General features: G+C 65.2%; 14 protein-coding genes. 4 read left to right on the top strand and 10 right to left on the bottom strand.

Annotated elements, in window-relative coordinates:
* Positions 1 to 10: 10 nt before the first annotated feature.
* Positions 11 to 640 (top strand): class I SAM-dependent DNA methyltransferase, encoded by a 630-nt coding sequence (locus tag CH262_RS13660; protein WP_032386354.1) that lies wholly within the window; start codon positions 11 to 13, stop codon positions 638 to 640.
* Positions 641 to 658: 18 nt separating this feature from the next.
* Here the strand turns inward: CH262_RS13660 and CH262_RS13655 are convergent, their stop codons facing one another.
* Positions 659 to 1,399: a GAF and ANTAR domain-containing protein gene (locus tag CH262_RS13655; protein ID WP_080733447.1), complete on the bottom strand. Its 741-nt coding sequence runs from the start codon at positions 1,397 to 1,399 to the stop codon at positions 659 to 661.
* A gap of 134 nt (positions 1,400 to 1,533) precedes the next feature.
* Positions 1,534 to 2,556 carry a zinc-binding metallopeptidase family protein gene (locus CH262_RS13650; RefSeq protein ID WP_094651248.1) on the bottom strand — a complete coding sequence of 341 codons (1,023 nt, stop codon included), beginning with the start codon at positions 2,554 to 2,556 and terminating at the stop codon, positions 1,534 to 1,536.
* Positions 2,557 to 2,768: 212 nt separating this feature from the next.
* Here CH262_RS13650 and nhaA point away from each other — a divergent pair, with 212 nt between their 5' ends.
* The gene (nhaA, locus tag CH262_RS13645; protein ID WP_094717820.1) at positions 2,769 to 4,625 is read left to right on the top strand and encodes a Na+/H+ antiporter NhaA; all 1,857 of its coding nucleotides are present in this window, start codon (positions 2,769 to 2,771) and stop codon (positions 4,623 to 4,625) included.
* Positions 4,626 to 4,716: 91 nt separating this feature from the next.
* Here nhaA and CH262_RS13640 read toward each other — a convergent pair whose 3' ends face one another.
* Both CH262_RS13640 and CH262_RS13635 read right to left on the bottom strand, forming a co-directional pair.
* Complete coding sequence (locus CH262_RS13640) at positions 4,717 to 5,802, bottom strand: DNA polymerase domain-containing protein (RefSeq protein WP_094717819.1); 1,086 nt, start codon at positions 5,800 to 5,802, stop codon at positions 4,717 to 4,719.
* Positions 5,803 to 5,804: 2 nt separating this feature from the next.
* The gene (locus tag CH262_RS13635; protein ID WP_027495260.1) at positions 5,805 to 6,854 is read right to left on the bottom strand and encodes an ATP-dependent DNA ligase; all 1,050 of its coding nucleotides are present in this window, start codon (positions 6,852 to 6,854) and stop codon (positions 5,805 to 5,807) included.
* A 104-nt stretch (positions 6,855 to 6,958) separates the two neighbouring features.
* Between CH262_RS13635 and lppU the strand changes: the two genes are divergently transcribed.
* Positions 6,959 to 7,561, top strand: coding sequence for an LppU family putative lipoprotein (gene lppU / locus CH262_RS13630; RefSeq protein WP_032367160.1), 603 nt, complete (start codon positions 6,959 to 6,961; stop codon positions 7,559 to 7,561).
* A gap of 98 nt (positions 7,562 to 7,659) precedes the next feature.
* The gene (locus CH262_RS13625) at positions 7,660 to 9,012 is read left to right on the top strand and encodes an MFS transporter (protein WP_231578237.1); all 1,353 of its coding nucleotides are present in this window, start codon (positions 7,660 to 7,662) and stop codon (positions 9,010 to 9,012) included.
* Between the two features lie 4 nt (positions 9,013 to 9,016).
* Here the strand turns inward: CH262_RS13625 and CH262_RS13620 are convergent, their stop codons facing one another.
* The 6 genes from CH262_RS13620 to CH262_RS13595 form a co-directional block, all read right to left on the bottom strand.
* Positions 9,017 to 9,895, bottom strand: coding sequence for a universal stress protein (locus CH262_RS13620; protein ID WP_179274996.1), 879 nt, complete (start codon positions 9,893 to 9,895; stop codon positions 9,017 to 9,019).
* A gap of 90 nt (positions 9,896 to 9,985) precedes the next feature.
* Positions 9,986 to 10,351 carry a hypothetical protein gene (locus CH262_RS13615; RefSeq protein WP_094717816.1) on the bottom strand — a complete coding sequence of 122 codons (366 nt, stop codon included), beginning with the start codon at positions 10,349 to 10,351 and terminating at the stop codon, positions 9,986 to 9,988.
* Between the two features lie 47 nt (positions 10,352 to 10,398).
* Complete coding sequence (locus tag CH262_RS13610) at positions 10,399 to 10,662, bottom strand: hypothetical protein (RefSeq protein WP_143547112.1); 264 nt, start codon at positions 10,660 to 10,662, stop codon at positions 10,399 to 10,401.
* A gap of 105 nt (positions 10,663 to 10,767) precedes the next feature.
* Complete coding sequence (locus tag CH262_RS13605) at positions 10,768 to 11,235, bottom strand: pyridoxamine 5'-phosphate oxidase family protein (RefSeq protein WP_094717814.1); 468 nt, start codon at positions 11,233 to 11,235, stop codon at positions 10,768 to 10,770.
* A complete protein-coding gene (locus CH262_RS13600) occupies positions 11,232 to 12,113 on the bottom strand; it encodes a universal stress protein (RefSeq protein WP_179274995.1) in 882 nt (293 codons plus the stop codon). Before CH262_RS13600 ends, CH262_RS13605 begins: the two co-directional genes overlap by 4 nt.
* Positions 12,110 to 13,111 carry an Acg family FMN-binding oxidoreductase gene (locus CH262_RS13595; protein ID WP_094717812.1) on the bottom strand — a complete coding sequence of 334 codons (1,002 nt, stop codon included), beginning with the start codon at positions 13,109 to 13,111 and terminating at the stop codon, positions 12,110 to 12,112. The genes CH262_RS13600 and CH262_RS13595 overlap by 4 nt, the downstream gene beginning before the upstream one ends.
* Positions 13,112 to 13,211 lie beyond the last annotated feature (100 nt).

The following is a 13,211-nucleotide window of genomic DNA, read 5'->3' as shown; positions in this document are numbered from 1 at the left end:
GGCTGTCCGCATGAGCTTGAGTCCGGAGTACTTCCGCGATGTGTATGCCGCGCACGAGGATCCGTTCATGCTCGACAGCAAATGGTACGAGCGTCGCAAGTATGCCCTCACCCTGGCATCGCTGCCCAAGCCGCACTATCGACGCGGCCTCGAACCCGGTTGCTCGATCGGTGTGCTCACCGAACAGCTCGCTTCCCGCTGTGAGCATCTGGTGTCGACCGACGTGGTGCAGAGCGCGCTCGATACGGCTCGCTCGCGCGTAGGAGAGAGTGCTGCAGTCGATTTCGCACTGTGGTCCCTCTCCGACGACGTATCTGCGTTGCCGAATCCGCACGAGAAGTTCGATCTGATCGTCGTCAGCGAGGTGGGCTATTACCTCGACGACGACGACCTGGCGGCCGCCATGAGCCGCATCGTCGGGCGGTTGGAGGCCGGAGGCACACTGGTGGCCGCGCATTGGCGTCACGACGTGGACGACTATCCCATCTCGGGCGACCGGGTTCACGAGATCATCGCTGCCACAACCGGACTGGCTGCACTGAGCCGCTATCTGGACGAGGACGTGCGGATCGAGGTGTTCATTGCCACCGATGTTCCCGCCGTATCGGTCGCCAGCACCGACGGACTCGACGTGCGATGAGGCCCGAGGCCCCGGTCGCTATTCGGTGGACTTCGCCGCGTCGTCGACCAACTGCACGGCGAGATCGGCCAGCTTGACGTTGGTGTCCTGAGAGAGCTTGGCCAGCAACGCGAATGCCGCCTGCGAATTGAGATTGTAGCGTTCCATCAGCATGCCCTTGGCCTGCCCGATCAGATCCCGGCTGGTCAGCGCAGCCCTGATCTGCTGTTCTTCCCGGGCGCTGGAGAACGCGATGGCCGCGTGCGCAGCGAACAACGAACCGATGGATTCGGCCTCGGCCGAGAACGCGCCGGTTCGCGTCGAATGCAGGTTGAGTGCGCCGAAGTTGAACCCTTCGACGTAGAGCTGAAAGCAGATCATGCTCTTGACCCCGAGCGCAGACGCTGCATCGGTGAACTGTGGCCAGCGGGTCTCGCTGTCCATGTCGTCGATACGGATGGTCGTCTGTTCGATCGCCGACTCGAGGCACGGCCCCTCGCCCAGCTGCTCCTGAATCTTGTCGCAGTGCCCCGCAATTTCTCCCGACAGAGCGGCGCTGTGCACGAACTTGCCCTGCATGACCGTCGTGATGGATGCGTACTCGGCATTGGGGACCTGAGCGACCGCGGCCTCGGTGATCATGGCCAGGACGCGATCGGGATCGGAATGCTGACGCCGCAGCTTCTCGGCCACCTCGGCCAGCCGGCGACTCAGCTGGAAGTCGGTAACCCGCGGGAGGGCGCCCGACGCGTTCAGTGTCTGCTCGCTGATGGTGGTCACCTCGTCCTACTGCTGCACTCTGCCCGCGACTGCACTCTGCCCACTAATGCGCAGGGGGGCGTAACCGGTATCGGCGGATGCCGACAACACAGGATACGCCCCTGGGCGCTGAGCTCAACGACCGTAAGCGAGGCTCACAGAGCGCTGGGTGCCACCAGAGAGTGCACGAAGCCGATCTTCTTCACGACGGTCGCCGGCAGCACGAACGGGTACAGGTCCTGGTGACCCATCGATCGGTTGATCTGGTTGAGTGCCCACGACAACGGCAGCCACCAGTCGATGATCTGATCGAAGCCGACCTCGCCGGGCAGCGGGCTTTCGAGTGTCGATCCGGCCGGTGCCATCCCGAAGGCCGCGGCCGTGTCGAGGGTGTCGCGGATGTGCAGGTAGTGGGCGAAGGTCTCGGCCCAGTCCTCGGCGGGGTGCATGGTGGCGTAGGACGAGACGTAGGTGTCCTCCCAGCCCTCCGGTGCACCTTCGCTGTAGTGGCGATCGAGCGCGTCCTGGTAGCTCGAATCCGGATCGCCGAACAGTTCCTCGAACGCCGCGCGGTGTTCACCGTCTCCGACCAGCACCATCTGGTAGTAATGGCCGATCTCGTGACGGAAGTGCCCGACCAGCGTGCGGTAGGGCTCCGACATCTCCACGCGGAGCTGCTCGCGGTGTACGTCGTCGCCCTCGGCGAGGTCCAGGGTGATCAGACCGTTGTTGTGCCCGGTCATCACCTGCTGGTTGGCGCTGGAGAGCAGATCGAACATCAGACCCGTGGACGCGTCCTCGTCCCGGCCGACGATCGGGAGGCCCAGCTCGGTGAGCTCGAGGATGACGCGACGCTTGTTGGTCTCCGCGTCCGCGTAGGCGGCCATCGCGTCCAGGTCGTCGTCAGCCGGGCGAGTCCGAGTCAGCCGGCAGGACAGGCAGAGGTCGTCGGAATCGGATGCGTCGACCAGCCAGTTGCAGCGTGCGGTGTTGAGATTGGCGCACGTCTTCCAGACGGCACCGTCCACCTCGGCCTCGGCGATGCCGTCTTCCTTGTCCGGGAGCACCAGGAGGGCTCTGCTCGGCAGATGGAAGCCGAGTGCGCTCGAGCAGCTCAGACACAGTGAGTTCTCGAACGACAGCTTCTGTCCGCACTTGCGGCAGATGAAATCACGCATGGATGTTCCTTAGTGGCAGGGGTGAGTCGGGCTCGTATTCCCGATTCTCGGCGGACTAATGCCGTTCGCCGAATATGTCGTGCACATCTCTTCGACAACGCTTCCCGGCAAGAGAACCATCCAGGGTACTGACCTGCGTGGAAGTAAAGCGTCGACCGCCGTGTTGGTACAGACTGCTTCACAACACCTCCGAGGAAGGACCCGGGCTGCAGATGGCAGATCAGATCACGCCGACGGACCGGCCGATGGCACGATTCGTCGAACGGATCTCGCGGGCTCGCGGCGAGAAGAACAGTGAAACCTTGGCCGCGGGCTTCCTGCTGGCGGCCACGTTGATCGCCCTGATCTGGGCGAACTCACCACTCGGTGACACCTATCAGTCGTTCTGGCACACCGAGCTGTCCATCACCGTGGGTGAGCACGGCATCTCCCTCGACCTCGCCCACTGGGTCAACGACGGGCTGATGGCGCTGTTCTTCTTCGTCGTCGGTCTCGAGGTCAAACGCGAGTTCGCGATGGGTGAGCTCACCGACAGATCGCGCGCAGCGATTCCCATCGTGGCTGCACTCGCCGGTCTGGCCGCACCCGCGCTGCTGTTCCTCGCCTTCAACCCCTCCGGCCCGGCCGCCCAGGCCTGGGGCGTGGTCATCTCCACCGATACCGCGTTCCTGCTCGGTGCCCTGGCGGTACTCGGCCCGAAAAAGGCCGCGCGGCTGCGGATCTTCTTGTTGACGCTGGCCGTGGCCGACGACGTGGGCGCGCTGGCGATCATCGCGTTCTTCTACACCGACGATCTCGACGTGGTTCCGCTGGTGTTGGCGTTCATCGGGATCGGACTGATCTTCCTACTGCGTCGACTCGAGGTGTGGCGCGGTGTCGGGTACTTCGTCGTCGCGCTGTTCACGTGGGTCGCGATGTACGAGTCGGGCGTTCACCCCACCCTCGCCGGCGTGATGATCGCGCTGATTCTTCCGGTGTACCCGCCGCGTCGCTCCGAGGTGGAACGAGCATCGGACCTCACCCGCGCCTTCCGTCAATCGCCGAATCCCGAATACGCCCGAGCCGCGAGACTCGGCCTGGATCAAGCCGTCTCGGTCAACGAGAGACTGATGCGCCTGTATCAGCCGTACACCGCGTTCATCATCGTGCCGATCTTCGCGCTCGCCAATGCCGGGGTGGTGCTCAGCTCGGACACCCTGAAGGCTGCCTCCACGTCGACGCTCACCTGGGGCATCATCGCCGGCCTGGTGCTCGGCAAGCTCATCGGAATCACCGGGGCCTCGGCCATTTTCGCGAAGTTGCGACCCTCGGCTCTGGCTCCGGGACTGACCATGTCGCACATCGCGGGTGGTGCGGCGATGTCCGGAATCGGGTTCACGATCTCGCTGTTCATCATCGATCTCGCGCTCGACGATCCGCTGCTGGCCGACGAGGCCCGCGTCGGCGTGCTGGCGGCCTCGGTCATCGCTGCCCTGCTCGGCTGGATTCTGTTCCGCATCGACGCGAAGATCCACCCGCCGAAAGCCGAAGCCTCGCTGCGTATTCTGCGTCCGGTCAGCGCCAAGCGCGATCACATCCGCGGGCCCGTCGACGCTCCGCTGACGATCGTGGAGTACGCGGACTTCGAATGCCCGTTCTGCAGCAAAGCAACCGGCAGCGTCGCCGAGGTACGCAAGCACTTCGGCGACGACCTTCGGTACGTCTACCGACACCTACCGCTCGACGACTACCACCCCCATGCCCGCTACGCCGCGTACGCCAGCGAGGCCGCCGCAGCGCAAGGCAAGTTCTGGGAGATGGCCGACGTGTTGTTCCGCAACAGCGACGCCCTCGAACCCGACGACATCGACGGGTACGCACGCGAACTCGGCCTCGACATGGACAGATTCGAGGACGACATCCGCACCGGCGACTACGTGGTGCGCGTCGAGGACGACGAACTCGACGCCACGTCCTCCGATGTGGGCGGCACTCCGACGTTCTACCTGGGTCGCGGCGACAAGAACCTCACCCGCCACGTGGGCCCGTACGACGCGGCGACGCTGATCCGGGAACTCGAATCCATGTGAGGGTGGGCCGGGTTGCACAGAACATGGCTCGATCGACCGGATCCCGTCGACAACGCTACGTAGTGTGCAACCCTGCCCAGGCCGAGTGGAACTAGCTGTCGGTGCGATTTCCTTCCGCATCCCAGTGCTCGGCGACTTTCTTCGACGGCTGCACTCGGGGCGGTTCGCCCGGCATCTTGGGGTAGTCGGGCGGGAAGTTCAGCTCACCACCCGGCAGTGTTTCCCACAGGTGCAGAAGCGGTTCCAGTGAATAGGCCTTCGTGTCCATGTCGGCCCACGGGTCGCCGTCCTGCACCAGGTCCGGCACGGTGACGAGGTTGAAGTCACGCGGATCGGTGACGTCCGCCAATTGCGACCACGTCATCGGTGTACTCACCGTCGCTCCGGGCCGGGCTCGCAGACTCCACGCGCTGGCTATGGTGCGGTCACGGTTGTTCTGGTTGTAATCGATGAAGATGCGTTCTCCGCGTTCCTCTTTCCACCAGTTGGTGGTCACCCCGTCGTCGCGACGCTCGAGTTCTCGGCCCAGGCCGATGGCCGCATGGCGCACCTGCTCGAAGGTGTACTCGGGCTCGATGCGCACGTAGATGTGAATGCCACGATTGCCGCTGGTCTTGGGGTAGCCGCGTAAGCCCAACTCCTCCAACAGCTCTCGCGTCACATCGGCGACCCGAAGCGCGTCGGCGAACGTCGTCCCGGGCTGCGGATCGAGATCGAGACGCAGCTCGTCGGGATGGTCGACGTCCGGTCGTCGTACCGGCCACGGATGAAAGGTCAGCGTGCCCATCTGCGCTGCCCACACCAGAGACGCAGTTTCGGAGGGACACAGTTCCTCGGCAGTGCGCTTGCTCGGGAACGCGATCTTCACGGTCTCGATCCACTCGGGCGCACCCTTGGGCAACCGCTTCTGATAGAAACCGTCGCCCTCCTTGTCCTGCGGGCCGAGCGCCAATCGCATGCCCTCGCGGTAGCCGTCGGGCCACCGCTCCATCGCGGTCGGGCGGTCGCCGATGGCCCGCATCAGCGGTTCGCCCACCGCGGCGAAGTATTCGCACAGCTGGAGTTTGGTGATCTCCGGGGTGCGTTCGGTCGCTTCGTAGATCACGCGGTCGGGACTCGACACTCGCACTTCGCGCTCGCCCGCCTGCACGAACGCCGGTGGTGTTTTCGCGGCCATGCCTATCGCCCTCCAGCAATCACATCGGCGACGTCGTAGCGCACCGGCACCTCGAGCTGGTCGTAAGCGCACGAGCGCGGATCGCGATCCGGTCGCCAGCGCAGGAACCTGGCCACGTGCCGCAGCCGCGCGCCTTCCATCTGGTCGTAGGCCACTTCGATGACTCGCTCGATGCGCACCGGAATCCAATTGCGATCGTTGGACGAATTCCAACGCGTCGCCTCGCCGTCGTAGGTGACGTCGTCACCGAGCCGGAGCGGTTCGAGTTCTTCGAGCAACTCCAGCCGCCGCTTGTCGGTGAACGCCGACGCTCCGCCGATCATGCGCAGATCCTCGCCGTCGTACAGGCCGAGCAGCAGTGATCCGATGCCGTTGCCGGACTTGTGAATTCGATAGCCGATCAACACGCAATCGGCGGTACGGGCATGCTTGATCTTGATCATCTCGCGCTTGTTGGGCAAATACGGCCCGTCGAGCTTCTTCGCTACGACGCCGTCGAGGCCTGCTCCCTCGAACCGTTCGAACCAGTCCTCGGCCACGGCCGCGTCGTCGGTGGCCGAGGTGACGAAGCAACTCGGCCCGCCCGTGCCCACCGCGTCGAGCAATCGCGCCCGCCGCGTCGAGAACGGCTCACCCGTCAGATCCTCGTCGCCGACGGCCAACAGATCGAAGCCGATGAACTGCGCCGGTGTCTTCTCCGCCAGCATCGTCACTCGGCTCGCCGCGGGATGGATGCGCTCGGACAACGACTCCCAGTCCAGGCGCGTGGAACCGTTCTTCTCGCGCGGCACCACGATCTCTCCGTCGATCACGATCTTCTCGGGTAGTTCGGCCTTGACGGCCTCGACGAGCTCGGGAAAGTAGCGAGCGAGGTCCTTGCCGCCGCGCGATCCCAGCACCACCTCGTCGCCGTCGCGAAACACGATGGCACGAAAACCGTCCCATTTGGGCTCGTACGACCACACCGGCGGCCCGTCCTCGGGCTGAGGAGGCACCACTTTCGCGGCTTTGGCAAGCATCGGCGCAACCGGAACGGCGAGAGGAAGATCCACGCACTTCATCCTGCCTCATGCGGCCGACAACCGAGTCCGATATTTTCTACACACATACGGTCGATGCACCCAGCACGCTTCTTTCGTCGAGAGCAGGACTCACCATGGCGTCACCCACTCGTTCGGTCCGCGCTTTCGTCGTCGCTCTGTCCGCCTGCGCGGCGGTGCTACTGAGCGGATGCGCCTCGGAGGTATCCGGGACCGCCGTCGCCATCTCCGGTGCCAGCATTCCCACCACCACGACGCCGCCACGCACCACCACCGGTTCCCCGACCCCCGACATCGACGAGGGCGGCAGCGTCGACATCGACGTCGAGATCGGCCAATGCGTCGAACTCGGTGGGACGGTCGAGAACGCCACCGTCGCCAATGCGACCTGCGGATCCCCACAGTCCAACTACGTCGTGTTCGCCAAGACTCCGACCTCGGCCGAATGCCCGCCCGACGCCGATCAGTACTACTACGAGACGTACTTCGACATCGAGCAAGGGGCCCTGTGCCTCGACATCGACTGGATCGTCGGTGGCTGCATGGACCTGGTGGGCGAGTTCGCGCAACGCGTCGACTGCGCCACCCCGGGTGCCGACACCCGCCGGGTGGTGACCATCCTGCAGGGCACCACGTCGGTCGACGACTGCCCCGACCCCGCGTTGTACGGATTCGAGAAGGACTCCCGCAACTTCGTCGTCTGCGTCGAGAAGTTGTGACCGAGCAGCCTGCAGAGCGGCCCCATGTAGCCATTTCCCTGTCCAGTGCGCGGGGCCGATGGATCGTCGCGGCCACTGTGCTCGGGTCGTCTCTGGCGATGCTCGACGCCACCGTGGTCAACATCGCGCTGCCGGCGATCGGTCGGGATCTGGGATCGGGTGTCACCGGACTGCAGTGGACGCTCAGCGGTTACACATTGGCGCTGGCGTCGCTGATCCTGCTCGGCGGCTCGCTCGGTGACCGGCTCGGCCGCAGGCGGGTGTTCGTCTGGGGCACCGTTTGGTTCACAGCGGCCTCGGTTCTGTGCGGTCTTGCCCCCAGCATCGAGGTGTTGATCGCGGCCCGGCTGCTCCAGGGCATCGGTGCCGCGTTGCTGACCCCCGGTTCACTTGCGCTCATCTCGGCGTCCATCAGGTCCGACGATCGCGGAGCCGCGATCGGGCTGTGGTCGGGGCTGGGCGGAGTGGCGTCGGCGATCGGTCCACTACTCGGCGGCTGGCTCGTCGACGCCGTCGGCTGGCGCGCGGTGTTCCTGATCAATGTTCCGCTGGCCGTGGTGGTCGTGTGGGTGGCGATGAAACATGTTCCGGAGAGCCGTGATCCGCACGCTGCCGGTCGCCTCGACGTCCCCGGCGCAGTGACGGTCGCCGCTGCCCTCGGGCTGCTGACGTACGGCCTGATCGAGTCCCACGTTCTTGCGCTCGCGTTGGGGATCGTCGCGGTCGGAATGTTCGTGGTGATCGAGCGCCGCACCCACGATCCGCTGGTACCGCCGTCACTGTTCGCCTCGCGCGTGTTCCTGGCAGCCAATCTCGTGACCTTCGCCGTGTACGCCGCCCTGGGCGGGGTGTTCTTCCTCCTGGTGTTACAGCTGCAGTTCGCGGTCGGGTTCTCCCCTGTCGCAGCCGGATTGGCCACCATCCCGATCACCGTGCTGATGCTCGTACTGTCGGCCCGTGCGGGCCGGCTCGCGGGGCGCATCGGCCCGCGTATCCCGATGACGGTCGGGCCGCTGCTGTCGGCGGCGGGGCTGCTGCTGATGCTGCGCATCGGGCCCGGATCCACCTATGTCGCCGATGTTCTCCCCGCCGTCGTCGTGTTCGGCCTCGGCCTGTCCGCTCTGGTGGCCCCGTTGACCGGAGCCGTCCTGAGCGCGGCACCGGACGACCGCGCCGGAATCGCATCGGGCGTCAACAATGCTGTCGCCAGAACCAGTCAACTGCTCGCCGTTGCTGCGCTGCCCGCATTGGCAGGAATTGCCGGGTCCGATTACTCCGCGCCACAGGTGTTCTCGGCCGGATTCCACTCGGCGATGCTGATGTGCGCCGGGCTCTTAATACTCGGTGCCGTCATCGCGGCGGCGCTGATCAAGAGCACTGGCGACACCTCCGACTGCCCACCGCACTGCGATCTGGGTGCCCCACCGGTCGACAGACGCAGCGTCGACTGACTGCTCACCGCACGATCAACACCGAGCATTCGGCATGGTGCACGAGGTTCTGACTGACCGACCCCAGGATCGCACCGCGGAGGGCACCTCTACCTCGGCACCCGACCACGAGCATCGATGCAGACGCAGACAGCGCTCGCAAGCCTCGTGTCGGGCTCGATTGGGCACTGACGGTCGTGAGCTGCACAGCCGGATACTTCTCGTGCATCTTCTCCACATGCGTGTCCAGCCAACGCTTCTCGTCTTCCTGCACCGCCTGCCAGTCGATGTAGCCGGCGCTCATCCCGATGCCGGCCTGAGCCGCGAACCCCCAGTAGTTGACCGCGATCACAGGTGCGCCCAGGTTGTCGGCCATCTCGAGCGCGGCACCCAGCGCTCGATCGGACTGTTCGCTGCCGTCGATCCCGACCACGATCGGGCGGCCCACGTCGGCCTTGTCGTTTTCGTTGCGGAGCAACAACACCGGACACTGCGCGTGCGTCATGACGCGCAGCGTGTTGCTACCGAGGGTGAGGTCGCGGATCGCGCTCGACTTCCTGGATCCCAGCACCACCATGTCTGCTCCCACGTCGGCCACGTACGACGCTATGGTGCCGTCCACACTGACGGTGTCCACGGATACCCCGGGTGCGGCGGCGTGTACCTCGCCCTCTGCTCGGACGAGGTGTTTGCGGCCCATGGCACGAAGATCCCTCTCCAGCGCGCCACCGTCGACGAATGCTGCCGACCCGTACCAATCCCCCACCGGGACTGCATGAACGAGACGTACGGTCGCGTTGACCTTGTCCGCGTAGGTGCCGGCCCATCGGGCTGCAGCCTCGGCCTCGGCCGATCCGTCGATACCCACGACGATGGGCAGTGTGCGGGCGGTGGAATTACTCATGTGATCTTCCTGTCTCGATGTCCACGGCACAGTCGCCATGACGTGATGATTTGCAGTGGAGTCGAAATGGCAGTCCGTGTTCGCGTCCGGTCAGCGGCCGAAGAGCGCGGACACCTCGTCGAGATCGATGTCGGTTCGGCAACCGCTCGGCTCCAATTCGACGTAGAAACTCTCGTAGCCGCGCGGGTCTGCACCGCGCTCACCCGTGCTGCGCCGCTCGAACACTCGTGCGTCCGGCCACCGTTCGAGCACGGCTGTTCTGAGGATGTGTCCGTCGGGCGAGACCCCACTGAGAGGCCCGTACTCGGCGATCACCACCGAATGGACGACACCGTCGATCGATGCAGTGGTCACCGGAAACACCATCGGTACCGATTGCGTCGGAATCTCGACGACTACGGAGTCGGAATCGACCCGCATCGAGCCCGGCACCTGCGGCCTTTCACGGTCGGTCATCCTCGTCGATCCTGTTCTCGCGGGCTCACGTCCACCGGGAGTCGGCGTCACATCGACCCCGCGACAGAATCGGAACCCGAAGGCGCATGCGACCTGTGCGCGGCGTGCTGCCCTGCACGAAGGCTCACTGCGGCCATCACGAACATCGCTGCTGCCGCACCTCCGCAGACCGCAGCCCAGCCGGTCACACCGGACGCGAGCAACGTCAAGAACAGGCCTACCGCGGCGACGCCACACACCAGTAGCACTTCGGCGAGAACATTTTCGGCCTCGGCCAACACGGCCTGCCCGTCGTGTACTTGCTGCTTCATCTCGAACTCCTCGAAGTCGACGAATCGGTAGAACCGACATTGCCGAATTCTCGATGCCGACGGCAGGGTCGAAAGTCCCGATCCTGCCGCCATGAGGCCCGGCCTTCACCCTCGTGAATTCGTCTCGCCCGCAGTCGGTCCACGCATCAGCTCGACCCCCGACACCGACGTCGGGGTCACTTCGACGAGTCGGTGCATCGGTGGGCCGTCCGAATGCGGCCGGGGCAGTAGCTGTTCGAGGACTTCGAGTCGAGCATCCACGACCGCACGGGCGATTCCGTGAATCACGACAGTCGATACGGTCAGGTGAGCGTCGTCCTCGGCGTCCACTTCCAGGACGACCGAGGAATCCAGCGCGCTCCACCCCAACCGCGACCGCCCCTCGGCGTAGAAATACACCCGACTACCGCTCCACACGATGGAGACCGGGTCGATGGTGGGCCCGAAGTGGTCGTGGCCGATCAGCCGTGCGACGGTCGCCTGTCGCGCAAGCCGATGAGCGTTGTTGGAGTCCAGAACTCGTCGTCGATCCTCACTCCCGCGCACACGATTCGGTACGGTGCGGTTGGTCATAGGTCTCTGCAGATCATCACCGGGCAGTGGGCGTGGCGGGTGAGGTTGCTACTGGTCGATCCGAACAGTGCTCGGGCAACCACTCCTCGCCCATGACTGCCGACCACCACGAGGCCGGCTCGCTTGGACAGATCGACAAGGAGATGCGCCGGGTTACCCTGTCGCACTACATGTTCGACACTGACATCCGGATATTTCTCGGCCCACCCGGCCAGACATTCGGAGAGCAGCATCTGCTGCTCACGCTCGATCTCGATGCTGTCATGCGGCCCCGGCGGAGAGAGTGCCGCGCCGTGAGACCACGAGTTCCAGGCGAGCGCTGCGATCATCGGTACACCGAACAACGAGGCCAGATCGAAGGCCTGTTCGACGGCCGCCTCACTCGTTGCACTGCCGTCGATACCGACGAGGACCGGCGCGTCGAAGCCGGCGTCGCCCTCCCGCCACACGATCACCGGGCACAGGGCCGCATTCGAGGTCTCCTGCGCCGTACTGCCGAACAATGCGGACACGATCGGACCGGAACCCGAATTGCCGACGACGAGCATCCGCGCGGTGGAGGAGAGTTCGACCATCATCGTGCACGCCGTCGCCTCCTCCACCGAGGTGGAGACGGCAAGGTCGGGATGACGGGCCAGCACTGCGGCAGCGACGTCGGTCACCATGTGTTCGGAAGCTCGGCGCTGCTCGTCCCACACCTCCCTCGGCACAACATATGCGGGCTCGCCCATGTAGATCACAGGCTGCTGTACTGCAGCGGCGATGAGCAGGGGAGAGTCCACCCTTTCCGCCAGTGTCGCCGCCCAGAGCGCAGCGCCGATACTGCCGGCCGAACCATCCACCCCCACCACGATTTTCTGATGTGCTGCGAGAATCACGATCGTCTCCTGTTCGTTGCGCGTGCGGGAGCAGACAGCACCGAGGCCACCGCATGTCGTGGCGTTCGAGGTGCCGGGGCACCGATCATCGGTGTACCGACTCGAATCAGCACCTGTGCCATGCCGATGTGCGGTGCCAACGACTGGACGAGTCGCCTGCTGCCGGCCTGTTCCGTCATATGAGTCAACGGGCACGTCGCCAAGCCGTCCGCGGTCGCTGCCAGCAGAAACGTCGACATGGCACGGCCACAGTTCAGCCAATCCAGTCGTTCGTCCGACGGGGTGCCGAGCAGCACCACCGTGGACTCGTCTTCGACCGGCTCGCGCGGAACCACCTTGCCGACGCGGTGCGGTTCGGGGAATGCTCGCCCCACCTGGACCCTCGACGCATCCGCGCGGTTCGTCAGCGCCTCCGGCGGGATTCCGCCGGAACGAAACGAGTGCCCGGCCCACCATCTGATCTCGGCCTGGTACGTCGCGTCGTACTTCCGGATGCCCGCGCTCAGCGTCGAGGCCCTCGCCAACGTCTGTTTCGACTCTGCCGACAAGACGGTCATCTCGGTGCCGTAGTGCTGACGACCGAGATATCGCGTCAGAACGCGATCGGTCGGCACCGGGCCGAACGCTCGCCGATCCGAGTGCCGACGATTGATCGCACTCAACATGTCGAACTCACGCGACCGAGGATGCGCGTCGTGCACGAGGCGGATACGAGCGAGATGATCCGGCGTGCCCGGGGCGGGCAACAGGTCGATCTCGGTCTTCCACCGAAACGCCGCGGCAGCCTTCTCGAGATGGTCCAACGCGGCCCCGCAGCTCATCACCATCTGCCGTTCGGTCGGGTCGATCACCCCCAGCACGCGGGAGGTGTCGGTGTACAGATCGAGTCCGTGTTCGGAGTAGGTCCACCTCCACGGCTGGCTGTTGTGCACCGACGGCGCGCGGCACGCGAGCTCCACCAGCATTTCCACCACGGCCGTATCCGGCTGATCGCTCATCGTCTCTCCTCGACCTCCCACCGCGATGCGGTGGATCCGCCCCCACTGTCGCCCCGAGGTCGCGGTGCTCGACAGGGCCGTTCGTCACTCGATGGAGGGC

It is taken from the genome of Rhodococcus sp. 05-2255-1e (genome assembly GCF_002259025.1).
GTDB lineage: Bacteria > Actinomycetota > Actinomycetes > Mycobacteriales > Mycobacteriaceae > Rhodococcoides > Rhodococcoides fascians.
Note: the sequence above shows the minus strand (reverse complement) of the source record. Positions and strands in the feature narration are given on the sequence as shown.